Consider the following 24,892-nt stretch of genomic DNA (forward strand, 5'->3'; position numbering starts at 1 on the left):
AGTATGGCAGCCGTTGCAGCCAGCCAATTGTTGCGCTTGTGGATTCATTTTGCGCGTGCCATCCTGAATGGTAGTTGCACATACGCAATCGTTGCCTTGGAGCACAGATTGATCAGGAGTCCTTTGTGTCCTCACGTCACGGCCACCACTCAGCCAGTGCGGCCCACGGGATTGATCGCCTGGTGCGAAACGTCTCCCACGGTCGATTCGAACGGAGCCTGTCCGCGTTGACCGCAGCCGGCGCCCTGATCACGGCAGCGGAGATCTACTTCGAGCACGACAAGGCGAGCTTCGGGAACCCGTGGATGTGGGCGCCTGTCGCGCTGGGTCCCGTAGGCGCCGTCGCAGGCGTCGCGGGAGTGGTGAGCCAGCGCGCCGCGAAGACCGCGCTGCCCATCGCCTCCGCGGCGATCGTCGCCAACGGACTCCAGGGCACCTACCTTCACGCGCGAGGCGTCGCCGAAAAACCCGGCGGATGGAGCAACTGGCGCTACAACGTGGAGATGGGCCCTCCCCTGCTGGCCCCGTTGCTGGTCACCCTGGTCGGCGGGATGGGCGTGGTCGCGGCCGTCCTCAGGAGGGAGAAGTGAATGACGGACACGCCCAAGGCCCCCGGCTGCCGTTGAACCCCGAAGACGGCGGTGGACGCTACCCGGGATTTGACACTGCTGCCCAGTCCCAGCACTGGGACGCTGCCACGACCGGCGTGGTGGCGCCACGGATCGGGATCCCGGCCGACCTGCGATTCTTCACCCCCGTGGAGGAGGCCGCGGCGTGCGCCCTCACCGACCAGTTGCTGGGGCAGCGTGAGGACCCTCGCGTACCGGTGGTGCGGATGATCGACGCTCGGCTCGCCGAAGGTCAGGGGGACGGCTGGCACCACATCCGCATGCCGACGGACGCCCAGGCCTGGCGAGAGAGCTTGGCCGGGATCGACGCCGATGCACGCGACGCCTTCGGCGCTGATTTCGCGGACTGCCACTGGGGGGACCAGGCAGCGGCACTGCGTGCCGTCCAGCACACCACTGGTTCATGGCACGGCATGCCAGCTGATTCGGTATGGAGCCTCTGGACCCGTTACGCCGACACGGCGTTCTACTCCCATCCCCTGGCGTGGAACGAGATCGGTTTCGGCGGCCCCGCGTACCCGCGCGGCTACAAGAACCTTGGCGTCGAGGCCCTGGAACCGTGGGAGGTCAAGGACACCCGTCCCGAGCTCGACCCCCTGCGTCCGGGGGGCCACCGGTGAAAGGACTCGACAGTCGTGCGGTCCGCAGCCGGAACCAGTCCGCGTGGCTGCTGCCGGCTGACGGTCGCGACGTCAACCACCAGCTGCGCTCGGACATGCGCATCTTCGACGACGATGACGAGGTCGACCTGGTCATCGTCGGCTGTGGTGCTGGTGGCTCGACGCTGATGCAACGACTGGCGCGCCGGGGCTGGCGGGTCGTCGCCCTGGACGCCGGCCCCTTCTGGGATCCCGAGCGCGACTGGGTCAGCGACGAAGCCGGCTCCCACCACCTGTACTGGAACGAACCCCGTGTCATCTCGGGTGAGAACCCGGTCCCCCTGGGCTCGAACAACTCCGGGCGTGGCGTCGGCGGGTCCATGGTGCATTTCGCCGGGTACACACCCCGGTTCCACCCCAGCGACTTCCACACCAGGACCCAGGACGGGGTAGGAGCCGACTGGCCTTTGCAGTACACCGACCTGCGCCCCTACTACGAGGACATCGAGGGCGAGCTGCCCGTGGCCGGCGAGGACTGGCCCTGGGGAGATCCGCACCGATACCCACACTCGGCGCACCCCGTCGGCGGCAACGGCGAAGTGTTCCTGCGGGGCGCCGAGGTGCTCGGCATCCCGGTGAAGGTGGGTCCGGTGGCGATCGCCAACGGCCGGTTCGGGCATCGCGCGCACTGCATCTACAGGGGGTTCTGCCTGCAGGGGTGCAAGGTCAACGCCAAGGCTTCACCCCTGATCACCCACGTCCCCGACGCCCTCGCTCACGGCGCGGAGGTCAGGGCGGACTCGATGGTCACCCGGGTGGAGGTGGACCAACGGACCGGCCGGGCAACGGGGGTGCACTTCGTCCGTCGAGGCAGGGCCCGGTTCCAACGAGCGCGCATGGTGGCTGTCGCCGGCTACTCCATCGAGACCCCACGGCTGCTGCTCAACTCCGACTCAGCCAGGTTCCCCCACGGCCTGTGCAACGACTTCGACCAGGTCGGCCGTTACCTCATGGTGCAGGGGGCTCCCCAGACTGCTGGCCGGTTCGACCGCGAGGTACGCATGTGGAAGGCACCCCCGCCCGAGGCCAGCACCGAAGCGTTCTACGAGACCGACCCGGCCAAGCCGTACAAGCGCGGCTTCTCGATCCAGACAGTGTCCCCGCTGCCCATCACCTGGGCCGAGCACGTCTCGGCCCAGGGCCATTTCGGTACAGACCTGCGCCGGTACATGAGCGACTACCCCCACTGGGCCTGTCTCGGTGCGCTCTGCGAATTCCTCCCCCGGCCGGACAACCGGGTCACCCTGTCCGACGAGCGGGACCGCCAAGGACTGCCGGTGGCGCATTTCTCGTACTCCCAGGGCGACAACGACCGCATGCTCCTGAAAGCGGCCGGTGAGGTGATGGAGTCAATCCTTCGCGCGGCAGGTGCCGGTGAGGTCATCACGATCAACCGCTACGCACACCTGGTGGGCGGCGCCCGCATGGCCGCCAACGAACGCGAAGGCGTCGTCGATGCGTCATGCCGCAGCTTCGCCGTCCCGAACCTGTACATCACCGACGGCAGCGTCCTGCCCACCCAAGGCGCCGCCAACCCCGCACTGACGATCATGGCCGTCGCCGCACGAGCCGCCGACCTGCTCGCCGCTGGAAGTCGCGGCGGGGCCCCGCGCAGGGACCCGGACCGGCAGGCGGACCAGACCGCTCGCTCGAGGACCTCACGCGCCCACTGAGGCGGGGCGCACCCGTTCGATCACAGGAGTAGACATGGCAGCACAGACGGTCGCCGACCACCTGCTGGAACGACTGCGTGACTGGGGGGTCGAGCACGTGTTCGCCTTCCCGGGCGACGGCATCAACGGCCTCCTCGCCGCGTTCGGGAGAGCAGACAACACACCCCAGTTCATCCAGTCCCGACATGAGGAGATGTCCGCCTTCGAGGCCGTCGGCTACGCCAAGTTCAGCGGCCACGTCGGTGTCTGCATGGCCACCTCGGGCCCCGGAGCCATCCACCTGCTCAACGGGCTGTACGACGCCAAGCTCGACCACGTGCCGGTCGTGGCCATCGTCGGACAGACGGCGCGCAGCGGCATCGGCGGCGCCTACCAACAAGAGGTCGACCTGCTCACCCTGTTCAAGGACGTCGCCGGCGGCTACGTGCACATGGTCATGGTGCCGGAGCAGCTGCCCAACGTGCTGGACCGCGCCATCCGCACCGCCCTGGCCCAGCGCGCGCCGACGGCGATCATCATTCCCTCCGACGTGCAGGAGCTGGAGTACTCCGCCCCTACTCACGCCATGAAGATGGTCCCCTCCAGCATCGGGGTCCGGTGGCCCGCGGTGGTCCCTGACGACGAGACCATCCTCGAGACCGCTGATCTGCTCAACAGCGGTGGGAAGCCGGCGATCCTCATCGGACAGGGCGCCCGCGGCGCGGCTGACGAGATCGGACAGGTCGCCGAGATCCTCGGTGCGGGTGTGGCGAAGGCCCTGTTGGGCAAGGACGTGCTGTCGGACGACATGCCTTGGGTGACCGGTTCGATCGGCCTGCTGGGCACCCGGCCCAGCTACGAGATGATGGCGGACTGCGACACCCTGCTGACCATCGGGTCCAACTTCCCCTACACCCAGTTCATGCCGCCGTTCGGGCAGGCGCGCGCTGTGCAGATCGACATCGACGGCAAGTTCATCGGGATGCGCTACCCCTACGAGCTCAACCTCGTCGGCGACGCTGCGACGACGCTGCAGGCACTGATCCCGCACCTGCACCGCAACGAGAACCGCGCCTGGCGCGAGACGATCGAGGGGAACGTCGCCGACTGGTGGGGAGCGATGGACCGCGAGGCCATGGTGGACGCGGACCCGGTCAACCCGCAACGGCTCTTCCACGAGGCGTCCAGGCAACTGCCCTCCAATGCCATGGTGGCCGCGGACTCAGGTTCGTCAGCGAACTGGTACGCCCGACAGCTGAAGTTCCGAGGAGACATCCGCGGCTCGCTCTCAGGGACCCTCGCGACGATGGGGCCCGGCGTGCCCTACGGCATCGGAGCGAAGTTCGCCCACCCCGATCGGCCTGCCGTCGTCTTCGCGGGCGACGGAGCCATGCAGATGAACGGTCTGGCGGAGCTGATCACCATCAAGCACTACTGGGAGCAGTGGCGCGACCCGCGACTGGTGGTCGCCGTCCTGCACAACAACGACCTCAACCAGGTCACGTGGGAAATGCGGGCCATGGAAGGCGCGCCCAAGTTCGTGGAGTCCCAGCGACTGCCGGACGTGGACTACGCCGCCTTCGCCGAAAACCTTGGCCTGCAAGCGATCCGCGTCACTCACCCAGGACAGCTCGAAGACGCCTGGAGGCGAGCGTTCGCTGCCGACCGCCCGACGGTGCTGGACGTGCACGTCGACCCGGACGTGCCCCCCGTGCCCCCGCACGCGACCTGGACGGAGATGAAGGCCACGGCACGGTCGATCCTCAAGGGCGACAAGGACCGGTGGGGTGTCATCAAGGAGGGCGTGAAGACCAAGGTCGCCGAGGTCATGCCCGGCGGTGACAGCTGATGTGCCGAGACCAGAGCGCATGACCACCAAGCGGCCCCGGAGCCAGTCCCACCCGGTCATCGACGACGTGGACGTGAGCGTCTACACGGTGCCGACCGACGCACCCGAGGCGGATGGCACCACCACCTGGGACTCCACGACGGTGGTCCTGGCGCAGGTCAGGGCGGGCGACGTCGTGGGAACGGGCTGGACCTACGCCCCCGCCGCGGCGGCTGCGCTCGTCACCGAGCTCCTCGCCCCCGTCGTGTCCGGTGCCGACCCCCTGGACGTGACGGGCCTGTCCCAGTCGATGATCCGCGCGGTGCGCAACGCCGGGCGCCCCGGCTTGGCGTCCTACGCCATCAGCGCCGTCGACGTCGCCCTCTGGGACCTCAAGGCCCGCTTGCTCGACCTACCCTTGCATCGCCTCCTCGGCGCGGTCCGCCATGACGTGCCGGTGTACGGGAGCGGCGGCTTCACCACGTACGACGCCGCACAGCTGGACCACCAGCTCACTGGCTGGTGCGCGCAGGGCATTGCGCGGGTGAAGATCAAGATCGGCGAGTCCTGGGGCACCCACACCGGGCGCGACCTCGAGCGGATGCGCCATACGCGCACGGTCATCGGGCCGGAGGTCGAGCTGTTCGTGGACGCGAACGGCGGGTACTCGGCGAAGCAGGCCATCCGGGTGATGCGGGCCGCAGACGATCTGGAGGTGCGGTGGTTCGAGGAGCCGGTTTCCTCCGACGACCACCAGGGGCTGCGCCAGGTACGCGACGCCATCGATGCCGATGTCACTGCCGGCGAGTACGGGACTGACCTCTACTACTTCCGTCGCCTGTGCCAATCCGGGGCGGTGGACTGCCTCCAGGTTGACGCCTCACGGTGCGGCGGCATCACCGAGTGGTTGCGTGCAGCCTCTGTCGCGGCGTCCTTCGGACTGCAGGTCTCCGGGCACTGCGCTCCCCACCTGCACGCCCACGTCGCTGCAGCCACCCCGAACCTTCGGCACCTCGAGTGGTTCCATGACCACGTCCGGATCGAGACGATGTTCTTCGAAGGCACCCTCGATCCCGCGGATGGTCACCTGACACCCCGCCCGGACTCACCCGGCCATGGTCTGACCCTGCGGGAGTCCGACGTCATCCCGTACAGGGTGGCGTGATGGACTCACGAAGGACCTTGGGCGGGATCGCAGGCTGGCTGGACGACCGAACCGGCGCCAGCAAACCCATCGGCCACCTCATGCGTAAGATCTTCCCCGACCACTGGTCGTTCATGTTGGGGGAACTGGCGCTGTACTCGCTGCTGGTGCTGCTCGTCACTGGGACGTTCCTCACCATGTGGTTCGTGCCGAGCAGCGGCACCGTCGTCTACGACGGGTCGTACGTGCCTCTTCGCGGCATTGCGGTCAGCGAGGCCTACCGGTCCACCGTCGACATCTCCTTCGACGTGCGCGGCGGGCTCCTGATCCGACAGATCCACCACTGGGCTGCACTGCTGTTCACCGTCGCCATCGCCGTGCACATGATGAGGGTCTTCTTCACAGGTGCGTTCCGAAAGCCCCGCGAGCTCAACTGGCTGATCGGCGTGAGCCTGTCCCTGCTGGCCATCGTGGAAGGCTTCGCCGGGTACTCCCTGCCCGACGACCTGCTGTCGGGCACGGGTCTGCGCATCGCCGACGGGCTCATGCTGTCCATCCCGGTGATCGGCTCGTGGCTCGCGTTCGCGGTCTTCGGCGGACAGTTCCCCGGAGACGACATCGTCCCGCGGCTGTACGTGGCCCACATCCTCCTGATCCCCGCCCTGCTCGTGGGGCTGGCGCTGGTGCACGTCCTCATCGTCGTCGTCCAGAAGCACACCCAGTTCGCCGGGCCGGGGCGCACCAACCGCAACGTGGTGGGCTTCCGGCTCATGCCGACCTACGCCGCCAAGGCCGGTGGGTTCTTCTTCATCGTCTTCGGGGTCACCGCCCTCATCGCAGCCCTGGTCACCATCAACCCGATCTGGATGTTCGGTCCCTACGACCCCACGGCGGCCTCCGCCGGGTCGCAACCGGACTGGTACATGGGCTTCGCCGAGGGCGCCCTGCGGCTCATGCTGCCCTGGGAGGTCCACGCGTTCGGCCACACGCTCAGCCTCAACGTCCTCCTCCCCGGGGTCCTGCTGATCCCGGTGATGTACGGCGTCACCGCCGCGTACCCCTTCGTGGAGCGATGGGCGACCCGCGCCGGCCCGCAAGAGCACCACCTCCTCGACAAGCCGAGAAACGCCGCTACCCGTACGGCGATCGGTGCCGGCGCACTGACCTTCTACGTCGTCCTCTTCCTGGCCGGTGGCAACGACATCATCGCGCTCAAGCTGCACTTGTCCATCGAGTCGATCACCATGTCGCTGCGGATCCTGGTCGTCCTGGCGCCCCTCGTCGTGGGCTGGACGACACGCCGGATCTGCCTGTCGCTGCAGTCACGTGATCGCGCGACCGTGCTGAACGGTCGCGAGACGGGCACGCTGGTGCGCACGGCCGGTGGCGGGTTCTTCGAAGCACATGAGCGCCTGTCGGCATACGGGACCTGGCGCCTGGTGGCGCACGGGCAAGCCGACGTCGCTGGTGCATCTGCACGTGGTGGACAAGAGGAGCGCCTGCCGACGTCAGACTCGGCCAAGGACGTTCATGACCGCAACGTCCTTGGCACGGAGGCAGCTCGCCGGCACGTTGCGGGGCTGCGTGGGCGGCTGGGTCGCGCCGTGGCAGGCCTCTACTTCTCGGACCAGGTCCCCACTCCGTCTCCACCGGACCGGCGCCGAGCCGAGGACCTCCTTCGGGAGGACCATGACGCCCTGCGGGATGAACGAGTGGGCGGCCCCAACCGCCTCGGGCGCAGCTGACGCGCCCGGCAGAAATAGTGTGCGCTACCGCATCTGTTGCGGGACCGCACATAGTTGGGCAGGCTGCAGTCAGGCCCTTCGGTGGGAGCACGCCCTCGCTGGACACCGGGGCGGCGTGAGGACGACAACAAGGAGCGGACGATGACCGACTCGATCGATCGCATTGCGGACATCTGGGGCCCACTGACCCCGCACGCGCGCGGCACGGCGTGGCCCGCCCGCGTCGACACCCACCTCGAGGAAGGAATCACCCCGGACTCGGTCGACCGTTGGGTCCAGTCGGCGTGCCTGCTGTGCAGCAACGGATGTGGATGTGACATCGCGGTCAAGGACGGCCGGATGGTAGGCGTGCGGGGACGTGGCGGTGACGTCGTCAACCACGGACGGCTGGGACCCAAGGGCTTGTACGGCAGCACGCCGTGGGCATCGTCCCCGGATCGCCTTACCCGACCACTGGTGCGGCGGGACGGGGTCCTGGTGGAGACCGACTGGCAGACAGCCATGGGCAAGGTCGTCGAGGTGAGCAAGCGCCTTCTCGAGGAGAAGGGGCCGCTGTCACTCGGTTTCTACACCTCCGGGCAGCTGTTCATCGAGGAGTACTACGCCCTGGCCGTCATCGGCAAGGCCTGCTTGGGAACACCTCACATGGACGGCAACACGCGGTTGTGCACGGCCACGGCTGCGGCATCGTTCAAGGAGAGCTTCGGCGCCGACGGGCAACCGGGCTCGTACACCGACATCGAACACTGTGACGCGATCTTCCTGTTCGGCCACAACATGGCCGAGACGCAGACCGTCCTGTGGACCCGGATCCTGGACCGGACGCGTGGTCCGAACCCGCCGACCATCGTCTGCGTCGACCCGCGCCGCACACGTGTCGCCGATGAGGCGATCCGGACGGGGGGCGTCCACCTTGCGGCCAAGGTGGGCACCAACCTGGCGCTGATGAACGCGTTGACCCGTGAGTTGTTCGTCAAGGACTGGGTCGACCACGAGTGGGTGCAGGCGCACACCGTCGGCCTGGAGGAACTGCGGGAGACGGTCGAGCACTGCACGCCGGAGTGGGCCGGCGAGATCTGCGGTCTCGACCCTGAGGACATCCGGCGTGCGGCGCGAATCTTCGGTGAGAGCGACCACGTGCTGTCCACGGTGCTGCAGGGCTTCTACCAGTCCCATCAGGCGACAGCCGCGTCGGTCGCGGTCAACAACCTGCACCTCCTGCGAGGGCAGATCGGCAAGGTCGGCTCCGGTGTGCTGCAGATGAATGGCCAGCCGACGGCCCAGAACAACCGTGAGTGCGGAGCTGACGGCGACCTGCCCGGCTTCCGCAACTGGGACAATGCCGCTCACGTCCAAGAACTCGCCGACCTGTGGGACGTCGATGCGTCGCTCATACCCCATTGGGCTCCCCCGACCAACGCCATGGAGATCTTCCGCCACGCCGAGGAGGGCACCATCGGCATGCTGTGGGTGTCGGCGACCAACCCCGCGGTGTCCATGCCCCAGTCAGCCCGGATGCGCAAGATCCTCGGCGGCGACCAGTGCTTCGTCGTGGTGCAGGATCTCTTCCTGACGGAGACCGCGCAGCTGGCCGACGTGGTGCTTCCGGCTGCGGGCTGGGGCGAGAAGACCGGGACCTTCACCAACGTCAACCGCACCGTGCACCTGTCCGAAAAGGCCGTCGAGCCCCCGGGTGAGGCCAAGAGCGACCTCGAGATCTTCACGCTGTACGCGGAGCTCATGGGCTTCACCGACCGCTCGGGCCGGCCGTTGCCGTCGTGGCGTACCCCTGAAGAGGCATTCGAGGCGTGGAAGGAGGCGACGGCGGGACGCCCGGTCGACTACACGGGACTGAGCTATGACCAGCTCCGCGGCCCCAGCGGAATCCCCTGGCCGGTCAACGCCCAGACCGCACCCAACGGCACCGACCGTCTCTACACCGACGCCGTCTTCCCCACCCACACGGACGAGTGCGAGACCTACGGACATGACCTTCTCACCGGAGGAGCGGTCACCGAGACCGAGCACCGCGCCCTCGCTCCTGCCGGCCGGGCCTTCCTCAAGGGGTGCGAGTGGACCCCCGCCCACGAGGTCCCGAGCGACGAATTCCCGTTGCTGTTCACCACAGGTCGGACCGTCTACCAGTTCCACACACGCACCAAGACCGGTCGGGCGCGCAGGCTCAACGCGGCCGCTCCCGACGCCTGGGTCGAGCTCAGCGCCGAGGATGCGGCAGGGCTCGGTGTCACCGAGGGCGACGTCGTCCGCGTCGAGTCACCCCGAGGCGCCATCGAGGTTCAGGCACGCGTGGGCCGCGTCATGAAGGGCGCGGTGTTCGCTCCTTTCCACTACGGCACGTGGGACCTCACCGATGCCGAGCTCGACAGCCCTTCACGGCAGGCCAATGAGTTGACCATGACCGTGTGGGACCCCGTGTCCAAGCAGCCGTACTTCAAGACGGCAGCCTGCCGAGTGGTCAAGGTGCGCGACGGCGACGGCCCCTCCCCCGCTCCCACCACGGCTGCCTCCGCCCCTGCGCAAGCCGACCTGCCACCGACCCGCGGAGGAACACCCACCTCCAGCGTCGTGCTCGACCCCATACCCATGTATCCGAACGACCCTGCGCAGGCACCCAGGTCCGGACGCGTCCCCGTCCTGCCGGAGGGCGACGCAGGAACGTATGACGAGGGCCGGTCATGAGCACCCACCTCGCGACCTATGTGGCGCTCATCCACGCCAGCGAAACCACCTTGGCCGACTCTTTCGACACCATCGGCCAGGGCCACGCGAACCATCCGGACGTGCTCTTCACCTGCCAGGCCCTGGCCAAGATGAGCCGGAGCCACGTGGCAAAGCTGCAACCCGTGGTGGCCAGGTACGGCGAAGCCTCCGACGTCGAGGAACCACAACGCCTGCACGCTTCGGGCGTCGGCGAGGTCCGCAGCGGCGCCGTCGGCCTGCTGCGCGACCTGCAGGACCTCCACATGCTCGCGACCCTGGTCGACAGCACCTGGACGGTCATCGGACAGGGAGCGCAAGGATTGCGTGACGAGGAGCTGCTGTCCATCGAGCAGACCGCACGCAAGGACGTTGCGCGCCAGCTGGCCTGGCTGGTGACCCGGATGAAGTCCGCCGCGCCCCAGGCCCTGATCGTGGCTCCGCCTGCCGCGCCTCTGGCTCGCACCACCATCAGGAGAACCTGAAGTGCTACCGCACCTGCCCCTGTGGGCGGAGCTGCTGCTCTTCGTCGCAAGCGCAGCCGTGATCTGGATCGCGGGCATCCCGCTGTCAAACTACACGGACATCTTGGCCGACCGGCTCCACCTCGGTCAGGCGCTCGGTGGTCTCATCCTCCTTGCCGTTGCCACCAACCTCCCCGAGATCGCCATCACCTACAGCGCTGCGGCCAACGGGCAACTGGACGTGGCCGTGAGCAACATCCTCGGGGGCATCGCGATCCAGACGGTGGTCCTCGTCGCGTTGGACGCGTTCGGTGTCCGTGAACGACGGCCGCTGACATACCAGGCCGCAAGCCTCACCCTCGTCATCGAGGGTGCGATCGTCCTGGCAGTGCTCGTCGTCGTGGTGATGGGCACCCAGCTGCCCAAGGACCTCGTGGTCGCGCGACTCACGCCTGACGTCGTCCTCATCGCGCTGGTCTGGGTGGTAGGCCTCGTGCTGACCCAGCGGGCAGGGGGGAAGCTGCCCTGGTCAAACAGCGGAGAAGCCCCCGACAGCCAGCCGAAGCCGCGTGGCCACTCGCAGAAGACCCGCTCAGCGGAAGCGACCCGAAAGGGCGTCAGCACCAGCCGCGTCGTCCTCATCTTCGGCGCCGCAGCGGTGGCGACCCTGGTCGCCGGTGCGCTCGCCGAGGAGAGCGGCACGGCGGCTGCCGACCAGGTGGGCCTGTCAGGGGTGCTGTTCGGTGCGACCGTGCTGGCAGCTGCGACGTCGCTGCCGGAGCTCAGTACCGGCCTGAATGCGACCCGGCAGGGTGACTACAAGCTCGCCTTCGGTGACATCTTCGGTGGCAACGCCTTCCTGCCGGTGCTGTTCCTGCTGGCGGTCCTGGTCTCGGGCAAGGCCGTCCTGCCCAACGCCCACGCCGCCGACATCTACCTCACGGGTCTGGCCGCGCTCCTGACGGTCGTCTACATGGCGGGTCTCATCTTTCGTCCCGGGAAGCAGCACGCACGTCTCGGGATCGACAGCATCGCGGTCCTGGGCCTCTACGTCCTCGGCATCATGGGGCTCGTCGTCCTCCCGCAGTAGCACCGACCCACTTCGTCTCAGCGCCCCCCGGGTTGCTCGGGGTGCCACTTGACCGCCGATCGCGAGGGTTCGAATCTCTGAAGACCATGCGACGTTCAAGCACCGACGCGCCCTTCACGAAGGCAACTGACCTCTTCCCTACGTGGGAAGTGACCGGCTGCCCGTCGGACGTCCACGCACGTCGGCGGACGTCCAGGGACCGACACCAGGGCCGAAATGCCAGGTCTTAGTCACGCAGTTAGTCACGCAGGCCCCACAGACGCCGGTGAATGAAACCGCCCCTAACCGGCGTTTCCGCAGGTCAGGGGCTGTTTCATACTGGTGGGCGATACTGGGTTTGAACCAGTGACCTCTTCCGTGTCAAGGAAGCGCGCTACCACTGCGCCAATCGCCCGAGGGTGGAGATTTCGGGTTCGTACGTAGTCGAGGTGGAGACGGGATTTGAACCCGTGTACGCGGCTTTGCAGGCCGCTGCCTCGCCTCTCGGCCACTCCACCGTGAAGGCGGTCAAACCCTCCGAGCGGATGACCGGGCTCGAACCGGCGACCTCAACCTTGGCAAGGTTGCGCTCTACCAACTGAGCTACATCCGCATTACACGCGCGTTGGTGACGAACGGGGAGTTTTTGCTACCCGCTGCGCGTGCGAAGAAAACTTATCGGATCAGGCGCTTCCTCTCCAAATTGGGTGTCGTCCGAGTCGTCCGGGACGGGGGTCAGCGGCTTGCGGGCCTCCTCCCGGAGACCCGCCAGGGACCCCACGAGATCCTCCTCCGCGGTGGCATCCGCCTGGGCCGCGAGCAGCCCGGCCACGCCGCCGGACGCGACTGCTCCGTTGCCCGCAGGGGCGCCGTGGGCGGTGTCGGCGGGGGTTCGGGTCGCCGAGGCGACGGAGGCCGTGCCGGCACGAGCGCCACCCGGCGCAGGGGCCGCGGACCCGGCGCGGCGGGAGGCGAGCTTCCCCTGGACCCACTCAACGACGCGTGCACGCAGCGACAGCCGCTCCTCGACGGGCCACAGGGTGCGGATGGCGGCGTTGAGCGCGGCGCCGATGAGGACCGCGATGGCGAGGGCGTACAGGAAGATCAGCAGCACGATCGGGGCGGACAGCGGTCCGTAGATCGAGGTGCCGCCCTTCAGCGAGGCCGCGACGGTGCCGCGCAGGACGTACGACGACAGGGACCACAGCACCAGCGTCAGCACCGCTCCCGGCACGTCGCGGAGCCACGGGCTGCGCCGTGGGGTGGAGATGTGGAACAGCGTCGCGATGCTGGCGACAGCGAGGACGGTCACGACCGGCCAGTAGAGCCACGCCAGGAAGCCCGTCTCCTTGGGCAGCAGGTCCTTGAGCCACGTCGGGCCGATCACGACCAAGGGGATGACGACGATGCCGACCACGAGCGACAGCACGTAGAGCGTCAGCGACAGGGCCCGCGTCCGGACGATGCCGCGCACCCCCGACTGGCCGTACATGATCGAGATGGTGTCGACGAAGACGTTGAGCGCACGCGAACCCGACCACACCGACAGCAGGAAGCCGACCGAGATGAGGTCGAACCGGCCGTCCTTGAACACGTCCTGGACGGTGGGCAGCAGCGTGTTCTGGATGAGACCGGGCGTGAGGAACTGCCCGGCCCAGGTCTGGATCTGGGCGATGATCCGCGTGACGGTGTCGTCCCCCAGCCACTTGCCGAGGTACCCCACGCCACCGAACAGCCCCAGCACCAACGGCGGCAGCGAGAGCAGCATGAAGAAGCCCGCCTCGGAGGCCAACCCGGTCACGCGGTACTTCAGGCAGACCCTGATCGTCTCCACCGTCATCCGCGCGACCGGCATGGCTCCGGGCACGCGCACCAGCTCGCGACGGACCCGCGCCTTCACACTCACCTGCCCACGGTATCCCGCATACTCTGCGGTCGTGCCCACCCACGCCGTCACCAACCAGGTCCCCGCCCTCCCCGACTACAACGCGTTGACCAGCAACGCCGCGCTGGCAGAGGCCGTTCGGCGCTGGGCCGACGACGCGGCATACGCGGAGGTCGAGCATCTCGGCGCGCGCTCGGGGTCGGCGCAGGCGCGCGAGTGGGCCGAGCAGGCGAACACCCACCACCCCGTTCTGCGGACCCACTCCCCCACCGGCGAACGCCTCGACGAGGTCGACTTCCACCCTGCGTGGCACTCCCTCATGGAGGTTGCCGTCGGTGGCGGGCTCACCGCCGAACCATGGACCCGGCCCCCGGGCACCGGGGCGCACGTGCGACGTGCGGCCGGGTTCACGACCTGGTCGGAGGTCGAGCAGGGCCACCTCTGCCCCGTCTCGATGACGTATGCCGCCGCGCCGGCGCTCGCGGCCAACGCCGCGCTCGCGCAGCGCTGGGTCCCCCCGCTCGCCTCACGCAGCTACGACTTCGGCCTGCGCCCGCTCGACGCCAAGGCCGGGGCCATCGCCGGCATGGGCATGACCGAGAAGCAGGGCGGCTCCGACGTCCGCGCCAACACGACCCGCGCCGTGGCCACGGACGGCGGCCCGGTGGCCGGCGGTGACACCTACCGCCTGACGGGGCACAAGTGGTTCTGCTCGGCGCCGATGAGCGACGCCTTCCTCGTGCTGGCGCAGACGGAGGCGGGTGTCGGGTGCTTCCTGGTTCCCCGGGTGCTCGACGACGGTGAGCGCAATCCCTTTGCGCTCCAGCGGTTGAAGGACAAGCTGGGCAACCGGTCCAACGCGTCCTCCGAGGTCGAGCTCGACGGCACGTGGGGGGTGCGCGTCGGCGACGAGGGCCGCGGCATCCGGACCATCCTCGACATGGTCGCGGCGACCCGCCTCGACTGCATCCTCGGATCGTCCGCGACGATGCGAGCGGCTCTGCTCCGCGCGATCCACCACGCCCGGCACCGCAGTGCGTTCGGCGCCCTGCTGGTCGACCAGCCGTTGATGCAGAACGTGCTGGCGGACCTCGCCCTCGAGTCCGAGGCGGCCACCACACTCGCACTGCGGCTCGCGCACGCCGTCGACGAGGGCGACACGGCCCTGTCCCGACTGGGTGTCGCGCTGGGCAAGTACTGGGTCTGCAAGCGCACCCCGGTGATGGTCGCCGAGGCCCTGGAGTGCCTGGGCGGCAACGGCTACGTCGAGGAGAACGGCCTGGCGCGCCTCTACCGCGAGGCGCCGCTCAACTCGATCTGGGAGGGCTCGGGCAACGTCAACGCCCTCGACGTCCTTCGAGCCGTGGGCCGTGAGCAGACCTCCGTCGACGCCTACCTCGCCGAGGTCGGGCTCGCGCGGGGCCACCACCGCGTGCTCGACGACGCCATCGACGGGCTTCCGGAGCTGCTCGCTCGGGCGACCCGACCAGATGCGCAGGCCGGGGCACGTTCGGTGGTCGAGGGGCTCGCCGTCACCCTGCAGGCGTCCCTGCTGGCCAGGCTCGCCCCCACCGTGGTGGCTGACGCGTTCATCGCGAGCCGGCTGGGCGGACGGCACGGGGCGACCTTCGGGACGCTCGACGTCGGCCTCAGCACGCAGGCGTCCAGGACCCTCGTGGACCGCGCATTCACCCTCTGACCGGCCGGAAACACGCGACGAACGGCTGATCGACGCGGAGTCCACGCCGCCGCATACTCGGCAGCATGAGAGGTCAACCCGGACGGGGAGCCTTGATCGGGCTCTTCCTCGGCGCCGTGACCGCGGCGCTGGTCATCCTGCTGCCCGCAGCGATGAAGGGGCTCAACTACATGGACGTCCTGGACCCGCTGCTCTACATCGGGGGCCCGATCGTCGTCCTCTCGGCCTGCGGTGGCGCCATGCTCGGCGCGCCGGCACCCCGACCGCAGCACGAGGTCTGGATGCGCCCGATCCGCAAGCCGGGACCTGCCGCCACCGTTGCAGGGGGAATCGTGCTGCTGACGATCTGCGGGATCGCCACCTGGGTGATGCTGTGGGGGTTCGGCAAGGTCCCGCCGCCGCCCGGGCTGAGCTGAGCGCAGACCGGGCAAGGGCGCGGGCCCGCGCCCCGCGCCTCAGTCCTGCCTCAGTCCTGCCTCAGTCCTGGATGACCGACAGGACGTTCCCGGCCGGGTCCCGGAACCACGCGATGAGCGGACCGCCCCCGCGGAAGATGCCCTTGGCGTCCGTCGCCATCGGCGTCCCCTCGTACTTCTCGAAGCTCACCCCTGCTGCCGTGAGGCCGTCCACCGTCGCCTCGATGTCGGCCACGGGGAAGTTCAGCACGGTGAAACCGGCCGGCTCGTGGTCGCGCTTGGGGTAGATGATCGCGCGGTGGTCACCCCCGAGGTGCAGGCTGAGGATGCCCATCTGCTCGGTCACCTCGAGCCCGAGCACGTCCGAGTAGAACGTCCGCGCTGCGTCGATGTCTTTGGCGGAGAAGCCACTGAATGCCTTCGATTCGCTGAGCACGCCCAGCTCCCTTCGTCGTGGCGGCGCCCGACGCGGCACCACCTACCCGTGAAGACTCCGCCGGGGAGCGGAACTCATCGCACCCTCACGTCACGCGGAGGCGCTGCTGCTCCTTGCTGACGTCGTAGTCGACTGCCGGCCACTGGGGGTCCATCGCCTCGAGGTGCTCGAGCACCAGGCTCTGGACTGCCAGGCGCGCGTACCACTTGCGGTCGGCGGGAACGACGTACCACGGGGCTGCGTCCGTCGAGGTGCGGTCGAGGACCGCTTGGTACGCCTCCTGGTAGTGCGGCCACTGCAACCGCTCGTCGACGTCGCCGGGGTTGTACTTCCACTGCTTGTCGGGCCGAGCGAGCCGCTCGGTCAGCCGGGCCTTCTGCTCGTCCGAGGAGATGTGCATCATCACCTTGATGATCGTGGTGCCGTCGGCGATCGCCTTCTCCTCGAACGCGTTGATCTGGGCATAGCGCCGCGACCACGTCGCCTTGGGCACGAGGTCGTGCACCCGAACGATGAGGACGTCCTCGTAGTGCGAACGGTCGAAGACGCCGATCTGCCCCGGCGACGGGAGCGCGTTGCGGATGCGCCACAGGAATGGGTGCCGGCGTTCCTCTGCCGAAGGGGCCTTGAACGCGGTGTACCGCACGCCCTGGGGGTCCATCTCACCAACGACGTGGCGCATGATGCCACCCTTGCCGGAGGTGTCCATGCCCTGGACGACGAGCAGGAGCGACCGCTGACCGTCCATCTTGGCCTCGGCGTACAGGCGTTCCTGGAACTCGCCGATCTCCCCCGCGCGCAGCTCCAGGGCCGCCTGCCCGGCTTCCTTGTCGCCGTCGAAGGCTGGCGTCGAGCGTGGGTCGCACTCGGCGAGGACGAAGCCCTCCCGCACCCGCAGCGCCTCGCTGAACGTCACGGGAGCCAGCGGGGTGACCTCAGCCGGCTTCGACTCGGGATGCTTGGTGGCCTTCTTGTCCTTCTTGCCCATTGGCGCATCCTGTCACCGCTGGTCACCCCGCGCGAGGGCTGTGAGACGGGAGATGGCGCGGTAGTACTTCTTGCGGTAGCCGCCCGACAACATCTCGGCGGAGAAGACCTCTCCCAGTGGCTGACCGCTGGCGAACACCGGGATGTCTGCGTCGTACAGGCGGTCCGCGAGGACCACGAGGCGCAGCGCGACCGCCTGGTCGGTCACCGGGCGCACGTGGGTCCATCCCACGGCCGTGACCCCGTTGAGGAGGGTGCGGTACCGGCTCGGGTGCACGGTCGACAGGTGACGGGTCACGTCGATGAAGTGGTCGAGCACGGCACCCTCCCGCTGGGTCGCCTCGGCGACCTCCGCCTCGGTCAGCGGCGGCGGGCTGTCGACCGTGTCGCGGTGCCGGTAGTCCGGGCCGTCGACGGTCAGCACGTCGAAGCGCGATGCCAGCGCCTGGATCTCGCGCAGGAAGTCCTCAGCGGCAAACCGCCCTTCCCCCAACGCATCCGGCAGGGTGTTGCTCGTGGCCGCCAACGACACCCCGGCCTCGGTGAGGCGCGCGAGCAGGGTCGCCATGAGGACGGTGTCGCCCGGGTCGTCGAGCTCGAACTCGTCGATGCACACCAGGGTGTGCGCGCTGAGCGCCTCGACGGTCTGGGCGAAGCCGAGCGCCCCGACGAGATTCGTGTACTCCACGAACGTCCCGAAGGACTTCGGCCCCTCCGCCTCGTGCCAGAGGCTCGCCAGCAGGTGCGTCTTGCCGACGCCGAACCCGCCGTCGAGGTAGATCCCGCGCCCGGCCTTCGCCCGCTTGCGACGTCGCCCGAACAGACCGGTGCTCCCAGTGGCTCCGCCCAACGATGCGGCATACGCCTCGAGCCGCTCCACCGCCGCGGACTGGCTGGGCTCCGCGGGATCGGGGCGGTACGTCGAGAACCGCTCCGCGTCGAACCGCGGCGGGGGCACGAGGTCCCGCACCAACCGTTCGCGGTCGAGCTTCGGGGAGCGTTCGGTGAGTGAGGAGGGCACGGGGGAAGCGTAGGTGAGGCAGACTTCCCGCATGCGCCTGCTGCTCAGCGAGACCGGCTCCCCCGCCCCCGGCACCGACCTGGACGACGCTGCCCTGCGAGAGGCGTATGCCGCGCCGGCCGACCGCGCGTGGCTGCGCGTCAACTTCGTGGCCTCCCTCGACGGCGCGGTGACCGGTGCGGACGGACGCTCGGGGAGCATCAACACCCCGGCCGACTTCCGGGTCTTCTCCGTGTTGAGGCAGCTCGCGGACGTCGTCGTCGTGGGCGCGGGAACCGTTCGTGCAGAGGGCTATCCGGCGTTGCGGGACGAGGACCCGGAGTCGCCTGTGCTCGCGGTCGTCAGCAACCGCGGGGAGCTACCGCCAACCGTCGCTGCGATGACGTCACCTCGCGGCGCGGCCATGCTCATCACGTGTCAGTCGGCATCCTCGTCCAACATCTCCGCCGCCAGGGAGGTCCTCGGAGGCGACCACGTCGTGGTGGTCGGCAAGGACGCTGTGGACCTGCGGGCGGCTCGAGCGGCGTTGGAGGACAGAGGGTTCCGCAGCATCCTGTCCGAGGGCGGACCGTCGCTCTTCGGCACGATGCTCAGCGCGGGAGTCGTGGACGAGGTCGACCTCACCTGGGCGCCGACCCTGGTGGGTGGCGAGCACGGCCGGATCACCGGCGGGCCGGACCTCGACGTCACGCTCACCCCGATGCTGCTGCTCGAGGAGGACGGAAGCGTCCTCGGTCGCTGGCGCGTCGACCACTGACGCACGCCTCTCACCACTTCCACTGGCGGCGAGTGGACGGCGCCAATTCGGTTCTGCTCAGAGCGAATTCGTGGGATCGGGGTGTGGACAACCCTTCTCAGAGCATTCGAACACCTGTACGATTACGGTATGTCGACGGCCCCGCTCGCAGCACTCCCGGACACCGGTCCGGACGGTGGCTGGGGCGTGCGGAACCAAGCGTTGTGGGAGCGGACCGCTGCTGTTGCGGGTCGGTTGAACCGGGCGCAGGCCGAGCTGGTCGACATCATCGACGAGGTCATGACCGACCGGCACTGGGGCGAAGGCGGGTTCAAGTCACCCGAGCACTACCTCGTCGTCCGCGCCGGCCTCTCGCATGCCCATGCCGCTGACATCGTCGCCGTGGCCCGGCGACGCACCGAGCTCACCGACGCAGCTGTGGCGTTGGAGGCTGGGGAGCTGTCCCTGGACCAGGTTGCCGTCCTGGCCCGCCACGTCCCGGTCACCCACCAGGCCTCGGTCACCCAGTTCGCCCGCAACGCCACCGTCACCCAGCTGCGCCGAGCCGTCGCCCGCCACGCGTTCGCCGCCCCCGCACCAGCCGCACACGCCGCCCAAGGCACCGACGCAGCGGGCAGCGATCTGCCCGTCGAGCCGCACACGCTGGGGTTCGGCGACCTGGACACCGCCGCCCTGCCGTCCACCGCCTTCCAATCGGCCGCCGAGCAGCGTGCCTGCGCCAAGCCCGACCTGGCCATGTCCTACGACGCCGACGGCCGGTTCCAGCTGCGCTACTCCGCCCCCGCGACCATCGGCGCGCTGGTCGAACAAGCCGTCAAGGAGGCCAAGGACGCACTGTTCCTGCGCCGCCGCGACACCGACAGCGGTGACGCCAGCGACCCCACCCGGACTGGCCGGGCTGCCCCCGTCGACGACCGGTACGCCGGATTGCCGACCTACGCCGACGCCCTCGAGGAGATGGCCACCCGCTCCCTCGCGGCGGTCACCTCCACCAGCAGGTCGGCGCACTACCGGGTCTACCTGCACCTCGACACCGACGGCGCGTGGGTCAACGGGGGGCACGCCATCCCCCTGCGCCTGCTCGGACGGTTCATCAGCGACGGGCGGGTGCAACCCGTCTGGGAAACCGAAGGGCGACCGGTGTCCGTCGGGCGGGCGATGCGGATCCTGCCCCACCGCACCCGCCGCCTCATCACCGACCGCGACCGCGGCTGCAGGTTCCCCGGCTGCCCCACCACCGGGTTCGTCGAGATCCACCACCTCCAGGCATGGGCCGACGGCGGCCCCACCGACACCGACAACCAGGTCAGCCTCTGCACCGCCCACCACGACGGCATCGACCGCGGCGACTACACCATCACCGGCGACCCCACCGTCCCCGATGGCCTGACCGTCACCAACCGGTACGGGCTACCCATCCGACCACCCCGACCCCACGAGACCGCCCCACCACCAGGCGGTGACCCACCCGTCCCCGCAGGCACCTACCAACCGCCCTCAGGCGGGGCCATCACCTGGAACGACCTCGCCATCCCCTCCGACCACGAACTCACCCTGGGCGCCCCACCCCCACCCGGGCTCAGACTCGCCCCACCACCACCAGCGCAGACCATCTCCTGGCTCGACGACCCCGACAACCCCGACCGCGGACTCATCCGCACCAACTGGGGCCACCACTGAGCCGAGCCGCGCGTTGCCGCCGCCGCGCGGCGCCCCCTACTCGTTGCCCCCGCACGCCGCTGACTCGAGACTGGGGCGGTGGGCGTACGCAACTTCCTGGTCGAAGGCGTCTCGGGCACGGGGAAGACGTCCGTGTGCGATGAGCTGGGGCGACGCGGCTACCAGGCCATCCACGGCGACCGTGAACTGGCGTACCAAGGGGATCCCCTGACCGGCGTGAAGGTCAGTGGTTCGGGCCACGAGCACCACATCTGGGACGTCGAGCAGGTGCGCGCCCTCGCGGCGGACGACAACAAGCCGCTCACCTTCTTCTGCGGGGGCTCGCGCAACTTCGCGATGTTCATCGACCTGTTCGACGAGGTGTTCGTGCTCGACATCGACGCCGAGACCCTGCACCGTCGGCTGGACCGTCGTCCCACCGACGAATGGGGCTCGAAGCCGGCCGAGCGAGAGCTCATCGTCCGACTGCACCGGACCGGGGAGGACGTGCCCGCCGGGGTGGTCGTCGACGCGACGCAACCCCTCACCCAGGTGGTCGACCAGATCCTCGACCACGTCCAGCAGGCCTGGACGACCGGCCGCGGAGGCCACCCAGCGGCACGGCCGGGACAGGGACGGCCGGGACAGGGACGGCTGGGATAGCCCACCGTGGCCAAGGTGCGTGCTGCTAGCTGCTCACGAAGTCGGCGACCGACCGCTCCCAGCGTTCGGGGTCGACGTTCCACTCCTTGGTGTGGCGCGAGGTGTCCCAGTGCTCCATCGTCACGAGGTCGGGGCGAGCGGCAGCCAGCTCCTGCGACGGCCCAACCGGGACGAACTCGTCGTCCACCGAGTGGATGATGAGCATCCGGTGGCGCAGCTCGGACGCCTTGGCCACCCAGTCGGTCTGCGCCACGTCGACGGGGTCGTGCACCCCGACGAGACGACGGGTCAGCCTGCGCCCCATGAGGTACCGGCTCAGGCCACCGATGGTGTCGGGCACCCCGTGCAGCCGCCCGTGGTGGATGAGGACGTCGGTCCAGTCGATCACCGGTGCATCGAGGACCACGTGGCTGACGTGGTCGGCGAGCCAGGACCGGCTCAGGGTCTGGAGCACGATCGCGCCGCCCATGGACCACCCCACGAGGATGAGCTCACGCGCTCCCTGCTGCACGGCGAACAGCGCAGCGTCCTCGATGTCGCGCCATTCCGAGAGGCCGAGGTTGTACCGGCCATCGGCCCCGCGTCGGGCGCCCAGGTCGTTGCGGTAGGACGGGATGATCACGTTGATCCCGCTGTCGTGCAACGGCTTCACGGCACGCAGTCCCTCGTCGCGCCGCGCCCCGCGGCCGTGCACCAGCACCGCCCACCGGGTCGACGGCTGTTCGGCACGGACCACCCAGGCAGGCATGGTGCCGAGCTCGGTCAGCACGTCGACGTACTCGGTGCGCAGCCCCAGCGCGCGGTCCGGGGGGCCGGCGTAGAAGTACTGGTCCCACCGCCCGTACCCCGGCGCCAGGTGACCCGAGTCGACCCCGAGGAGCTCCCGGCGCACGCGGCCGCGGTCCTCGTCGACATCCAGGAGGTCACCCAGCCGCACGTGGCCCGACGACCCGTCGAGCCACAGCCCGTACCGGCCCGGCACGATGCTCTCGGGCGTGAGGTCCAGCGTCACGCTCCCCTCGTCGACGGCGAGGATCTGGGTGTCGTCAGGCCGCTGACGGTCGGGGGTCAGGGCCCGCCGGGCGACATAGGCGGCCACGCCCACCGACGACACCGCCGCCGTGGCTGCGAGGGAGCCCGCGGTGACCCCTGCGACCGTCGCTGCGGTGCGCAGCTGACGGCGGTCAGAGCTCATCGGCCGGCCTCACCCAGGACGTCGGCGAGGTCGAAGCTCACGGGTTCCTCCAGCTGCTCGTAGGTGCACGTGAGGGGGTCGCGGTCCTCGCGCCAGCGCACGAACTGCGCGGTGTGGCGGAAGCGGATCCCCTCCATGTGGTCGTACTTGACCTCCACGACGCGTTGGGGGCGCAACGGGGTGAACGAGAGGTCCTTGCCCGCGTTCCACCGGCTCGTGGCGCCGCTGGTGGGCGTCCTCGTTCCTGCCTCCTGCTCCGCCCACGCCCAGGGGTGGTCCTCGAAGGAGGTGACCAGGGGCTGAAGCTCCTCGAACAGCTCGCGCCGCCGCGCCATGGGGAACGCACCGATCACGCCGACGCTCATGAGCGACCCGTCGTCGGTGTAGAGCCCCAGCATGAGCGACCCGATGAGGTCGTCCCCGGTCTTGTGGGTGCGGTAGCCCGCCACCACGCAGTCAGCGGTACGGACGTGCTTGATCTTGAGCATCGTCCGCTTGTCCTGCTCGTACGTGCCCGACAGCGGCTTGGCGATGACCCCGTCGAGCCCCGCGCCCTCGAACTGCTCGAACCACTCCTGCGCCACCTCGGGGTCGCGCGTCGCCCGGGTGAGGTGGATCGGGGCCGCCACCGAGTCGAAGGCCTGCTCCAGCAGCGCCCGCCGCTCGGCGAACGGCCGCCCCGTCAGGTCCTCCCCGTCCAGCGACAACAGATCGAACGCCACGAACTGCGCGGGCGTCTCGGCAGCCAGCTTCTTGACCCGGCTCGCGGCAGGGTGGATGCGCTGCTGCAGTGCCTCGAAGTCGAGCCGGTCCCCCGACGCGCCCACGACCACGATCTCGCCGTCGACGACCGCCTGCTCCGGGAAGTTCTCCAGCACCGCCGACACCACCTCGGGGAAGTAGCGCGTCATGGGCTTCTCGTTGCGGCTGCCGATCTCCACCGCGTCACCGGACCGGAAGATGATCGAACGGAACCCGTCCCACTTGGGCTCGAACAGGTAGTCCCCGGTCGGGATCCCCTTGACCGGCTTGGCGAGCATGGGCGCGACCGGGGGCGGCACCGGCCCCCACTGCTGCCGAAGCTCGGCGTCGCGGTCGGCCTTGGGGGTCATGTAGTCGTCGTCGGCCTTGTCCTGGCGTCGCTTGCTCGGCTGCACCCGTGGCGGCTCCCCCGGCATCTTGGGGTAGTCCGGCGGGAAGTTCAGCTCACCGAGCCCGCGCTCCTTGATGTCTTTGTCCCACAAGGCGATTGCCCCGGCCACGTCGCCGACGGCCTCGTCCATCCCGGCCCAGGCGTCACCGGACGAAGCGAGGATGCCGGGCACCGTGCGGACCGTGAACTCCCCCGGATCCACACCGACGAGCTGGTCCCAGCCCAGCGGCATACTGACCGGTGCGCCGGCGAGCGGGCGCGGGCTGTAGGCGGAGGCGATCGTGCGGTCGCGGCAGGCCTGGTTGAAGTCGACGAACACGCGCTCCCCGCGCTCCTCCTTCCACCACGAGGCCGTCACCAGGTCGGGCAGGCGTCGCTCGAGCTCACGGGCGATCCCGATGACTCCGTGGCGGACGTCGAGGAACTCGTGGGTCGGGGCGACGCGGACGAACACGTGGACCCCGCGGTTGCCCGACGTCTTGACCCACCCGGTGAGGCCGATCTCGGTGAGCAGCTCCCGGAGGGCGACCGCGGCCTCCACCGCGTCGGCAAACGTCCGACCTGGCTGCGGGTCGAGGTCGATGCGCAGCTCGTCCGGCTTGTCCACGTCGGTCGTGCGGACCGGCCAGGGGTGGAAGGTCACGGTGTTCATCTGCATCGCCCACACCACGGCCGCCGGCTCGTCGACGACGACCTGCAGGTGCTTGCGGCCCGACGGGTAGGTGCACATGACCGGGGTGATGAAGTCGGGCATCCCCTTCGGCGGGTTCTTGGTCCAGAACTCCTCACCCGCGATCCCCTCGGGGAAGCGCTGCAGGGTCACGGGGCGGTGGCCGAGCGCGTTCATGAAGCCCGAGCGGACGTCCACGGCGTACTGCGCCAGGTCGAGCTTCGTGATGCCCTCGTCGGGCCAGATCAACCGGTCCGGGCTGGAGATCCGCACCTCCCGCGCATCCCCCCAGGGTCCTTCGGGCACGTCCACCGTCGTCGCCGCTGCCGCCATGGGCCGACCCTATCCGGCGGGTACGTCACGGACCCGTAAGAATCAAGGTGGCCGGGGCGGGACCATTTCCGGCCCTGCCGGCGTTGAGCACGACGTGAGACTGTTCCGAA

At 69.2% G+C, this 24,892-nt stretch carries 20 protein-coding genes and 3 tRNA genes; 14 read left to right on the top strand and 9 right to left on the bottom strand.

Annotated elements, in window-relative coordinates; translation table 11 throughout:
• The first annotated feature begins 227 nt into the window (after positions 1-227).
• The 9 genes from ACYVKF_RS18270 to ACYVKF_RS18310 all read left to right on the top strand — a co-directional run bounded on the left by ACYVKF_RS18270 (position 228) and on the right by ACYVKF_RS18310 (position 11,929).
• Positions 228-590, top strand: a complete 363-nt coding sequence (locus ACYVKF_RS18270; protein ID WP_460968334.1) for a hypothetical protein — start codon at positions 228-230, stop codon at positions 588-590.
• Positions 587-1,249, top strand: a complete 663-nt coding sequence (locus ACYVKF_RS18275; protein ID WP_460968335.1) for a gluconate 2-dehydrogenase subunit 3 family protein — start codon at positions 587-589, stop codon at positions 1,247-1,249. Before ACYVKF_RS18270 ends, ACYVKF_RS18275 begins: the two co-directional genes overlap by 4 nt.
• Entirely contained in the window at positions 1,246-2,961 is a 1,716-nt protein-coding gene (locus tag ACYVKF_RS18280) for a GMC family oxidoreductase (protein ID WP_460968336.1), read from the top strand. Before ACYVKF_RS18275 ends, ACYVKF_RS18280 begins: the two co-directional genes overlap by 4 nt.
• Positions 2,962-2,995: 34 nt before the next feature.
• A complete protein-coding gene (locus ACYVKF_RS18285; RefSeq protein ID WP_460968338.1) occupies positions 2,996-4,789 on the top strand; it encodes a thiamine pyrophosphate-requiring protein in 1,794 nt (597 codons plus the stop codon).
• Positions 4,790-4,808: 19 nt separating this feature from the next.
• On the top strand, positions 4,809-5,933 hold the full coding sequence (locus ACYVKF_RS18290; RefSeq protein WP_460968340.1) for an enolase C-terminal domain-like protein: 1,125 nt from the start codon (positions 4,809-4,811) through the stop codon (positions 5,931-5,933).
• Positions 5,933-7,657: a cytochrome bc1 complex cytochrome b subunit gene (gene qcrB / locus ACYVKF_RS18295; RefSeq protein ID WP_460968342.1), complete on the top strand. Its 1,725-nt coding sequence runs from the start codon at positions 5,933-5,935 to the stop codon at positions 7,655-7,657. The genes ACYVKF_RS18290 and qcrB overlap by 1 nt, the downstream gene beginning before the upstream one ends.
• A 141-nt stretch (positions 7,658-7,798) precedes the next feature.
• The gene (locus tag ACYVKF_RS18300) at positions 7,799-10,357 is read left to right on the top strand and encodes a molybdopterin oxidoreductase family protein (protein ID WP_460968344.1); all 2,559 of its coding nucleotides are present in this window, start codon (positions 7,799-7,801) and stop codon (positions 10,355-10,357) included.
• The gene (locus tag ACYVKF_RS18305) at positions 10,354-10,860 is read left to right on the top strand and encodes a hypothetical protein (RefSeq protein ID WP_460968345.1); all 507 of its coding nucleotides are present in this window, start codon (positions 10,354-10,356) and stop codon (positions 10,858-10,860) included. Before ACYVKF_RS18300 ends, ACYVKF_RS18305 begins: the two co-directional genes overlap by 4 nt.
• A 1-nt stretch (position 10,861) precedes the next feature.
• Positions 10,862-11,929 (top strand): sodium:calcium antiporter, encoded by a 1,068-nt coding sequence (locus ACYVKF_RS18310; RefSeq protein WP_460968347.1) that lies wholly within the window; start codon positions 10,862-10,864, stop codon positions 11,927-11,929.
• Between the two features lie 319 nt (positions 11,930-12,248).
• On the opposite strand, the gene ACYVKF_RS18315 is transcribed toward ACYVKF_RS18310, so the two are convergent.
• The 4 genes from ACYVKF_RS18315 to ACYVKF_RS18330 form a co-directional block, all read right to left on the bottom strand.
• Positions 12,249-12,323 (bottom strand) — tRNA-Val (locus ACYVKF_RS18315).
• Positions 12,324-12,355: 32 nt separating this feature from the next.
• A tRNA-Cys gene (locus ACYVKF_RS18320) sits at positions 12,356-12,426 on the bottom strand.
• Positions 12,427-12,448: 22 nt separating this feature from the next.
• Positions 12,449-12,521 (bottom strand) — tRNA-Gly (locus tag ACYVKF_RS18325).
• A 36-nt stretch (positions 12,522-12,557) separates the two neighbouring features.
• Positions 12,558-13,814: a YihY/virulence factor BrkB family protein gene (locus tag ACYVKF_RS18330; protein ID WP_460968349.1), complete on the bottom strand. Its 1,257-nt coding sequence runs from the start codon at positions 13,812-13,814 to the stop codon at positions 12,558-12,560.
• 31 nt (positions 13,815-13,845) lie between these two features.
• Here ACYVKF_RS18330 and ACYVKF_RS18335 point away from each other — a divergent pair, with 31 nt between their 5' ends.
• Positions 13,846-15,492, top strand: a complete 1,647-nt coding sequence (locus tag ACYVKF_RS18335) for an acyl-CoA dehydrogenase family protein (RefSeq protein WP_460968351.1) — start codon at positions 13,846-13,848, stop codon at positions 15,490-15,492.
• 65 nt (positions 15,493-15,557) lie between these two features.
• On the top strand, positions 15,558-15,908 hold the full coding sequence (locus ACYVKF_RS18340) for a hypothetical protein (RefSeq protein WP_157581296.1): 351 nt from the start codon (positions 15,558-15,560) through the stop codon (positions 15,906-15,908).
• A 61-nt stretch (positions 15,909-15,969) separates the two neighbouring features.
• Here ACYVKF_RS18340 and ACYVKF_RS18345 read toward each other — a convergent pair whose 3' ends face one another.
• From ACYVKF_RS18345 to zapE, 3 genes are all read right to left on the bottom strand, one after another.
• Positions 15,970-16,344 carry a VOC family protein gene (locus tag ACYVKF_RS18345; protein ID WP_460968353.1) on the bottom strand — a complete coding sequence of 125 codons (375 nt, stop codon included), beginning with the start codon at positions 16,342-16,344 and terminating at the stop codon, positions 15,970-15,972.
• 85 nt (positions 16,345-16,429) lie between these two features.
• On the bottom strand, positions 16,430-17,332 hold the full coding sequence (locus tag ACYVKF_RS18350; protein ID WP_460968355.1) for a polyphosphate kinase 2 family protein: 903 nt from the start codon (positions 17,330-17,332) through the stop codon (positions 16,430-16,432).
• Between the two features lie 12 nt (positions 17,333-17,344).
• Complete coding sequence (gene zapE, locus ACYVKF_RS18355) at positions 17,345-18,385, bottom strand: cell division protein ZapE (RefSeq protein ID WP_460968357.1); 1,041 nt, start codon at positions 18,383-18,385, stop codon at positions 17,345-17,347.
• On the opposite strand from zapE, the gene ACYVKF_RS18360 reads away from it, so the two are divergent.
• The 3 genes from ACYVKF_RS18360 to ACYVKF_RS18370 all read left to right on the top strand — a co-directional run bounded on the left by ACYVKF_RS18360 (position 18,384) and on the right by ACYVKF_RS18370 (position 21,431).
• Complete coding sequence (locus ACYVKF_RS18360; RefSeq protein ID WP_460968360.1) at positions 18,384-19,109, top strand: dihydrofolate reductase family protein; 726 nt, start codon at positions 18,384-18,386, stop codon at positions 19,107-19,109. The genes zapE and ACYVKF_RS18360 overlap by 2 nt on opposite strands.
• 129 nt (positions 19,110-19,238) lie before the next feature.
• Positions 19,239-20,789 carry an HNH endonuclease signature motif containing protein gene (locus ACYVKF_RS18365; RefSeq protein WP_460968362.1) on the top strand — a complete coding sequence of 517 codons (1,551 nt, stop codon included), beginning with the start codon at positions 19,239-19,241 and terminating at the stop codon, positions 20,787-20,789.
• Positions 20,790-20,867: 78 nt separating this feature from the next.
• Entirely contained in the window at positions 20,868-21,431 is a 564-nt protein-coding gene (locus tag ACYVKF_RS18370; protein ID WP_460968364.1) for an AAA family ATPase, read from the top strand.
• A gap of 25 nt (positions 21,432-21,456) precedes the next feature.
• Here ACYVKF_RS18370 and ACYVKF_RS18375 read toward each other — a convergent pair whose 3' ends face one another.
• Together ACYVKF_RS18375 and ACYVKF_RS18380 are read right to left on the bottom strand one after the other, a co-directional pair.
• Complete coding sequence (locus ACYVKF_RS18375; protein ID WP_056918505.1) at positions 21,457-22,626, bottom strand: alpha/beta hydrolase family protein; 1,170 nt, start codon at positions 22,624-22,626, stop codon at positions 21,457-21,459.
• Positions 22,623-24,782, bottom strand: a complete 2,160-nt coding sequence (locus tag ACYVKF_RS18380; RefSeq protein WP_460968366.1) for an ATP-dependent DNA ligase — start codon at positions 24,780-24,782, stop codon at positions 22,623-22,625. Before ACYVKF_RS18380 ends, ACYVKF_RS18375 begins: the two co-directional genes overlap by 4 nt.
• Between the last annotated feature and the right edge of the window lie 110 nt (positions 24,783-24,892).

The sequence above is a fragment of the Pedococcus soli genome (assembly GCF_054782575.1).